2 protein-coding genes are annotated in these 943 nt (G+C 71.2%); both read right to left on the reverse strand.

Features of this window, described 5'->3' with window-relative positions; translation table 11 throughout:
• Positions 1 to 529, reverse strand: a 529-nt coding sequence (locus AC1D01_RS36590; RefSeq protein WP_477874693.1) for an ABC transporter ATP-binding protein, incomplete at its 3' end; no start/stop codon positions are given.
• Positions 526 to 943: ABC transporter permease subunit (locus AC1D01_RS36595; protein WP_477874695.1), on the reverse strand; the 418-nt coding region annotated here is incomplete at its 5' end. The genes AC1D01_RS36590 and AC1D01_RS36595, both read right to left, overlap by 4 nt.

Below are 943 nucleotides of genomic sequence, written 5' to 3' on the forward strand. Positions count from 1 at the left end.
CCGCACACGGTTCGTCGAGCAGCACCAGGTCGGGCTCGCTCATGAAGGCCATCGCGATGTCGACCAGCTTCTGCTGCCCGTAGCTCAGCTCGCCCGCCTTCTGGTGCGCGACGTGGCCGATGCGGAACTTCTCGATCAGCGCATCGGCCTGGCCGCCGAGCCCCGAGTCGCCCGGCGCGAACAGCCGGCCCGCCATGCTGCCGCGGTGCTCCTGCGCCGCCACCAGCAGGTTGTCGCGCACGCTCATCCGGCCGAACACCTGCAGCGTCTGGAACGTGCGCCCCACGCCACGCCGGCTCAGCTGCAGCGGCGACAGGCCGGTGATGTCCCGCCCCTTCAGCTCGACCGTGCCGCCATCGGGCCGGATCTGCCCCAGCACGCTGTTGAACATCGTCGTCTTGCCCGAGCCGTTCGGGCCGATCACGCCGAAGATCTCGCCCGGCATCACCTCGAACGACACACCGGCCACCGCGACGATCGCGCCATACGACTTGCGCAGCCCGCTCACCTTCAGCAGCGGGGCGCTCATGGCCGAGCCCCGATCGCCGCCGCCGATGCGGCCCGCGCCGCCGAGGCCTCGCGCGCCATGCGCCGCGCCCGCAGCCGCTCCGGAATGCTCAGCAGCCCGTCCGGCAGCCACAGCATCAACAACACCACCGCGCTGCCGAACACGAACAGGTACCAGCCCTGCGCGAACCGCAGCCACTCGGGCAGCAGCACGCCCACCGCCGAGCCGAGCACCGGCCCGAAGAAGCGGCCTGCACCGCCCACCACCACCATCAGGTACATCATGATCGACGCACCCACCGTGAACGGCGCCGGCTCGATGAACTGCACCAGCGAGGCGAACAGCGCACCCGCCGCCCCGGCATACGCCGCCCCGATCGCGAACGACAGCAGCGTGTAGGCCCGGATGTGCACGCCCAGGCTCTCGGCCCGGATC

The sequence above is a fragment of the Rhizobacter sp. P3_B12 genome, assembly GCF_056402895.1.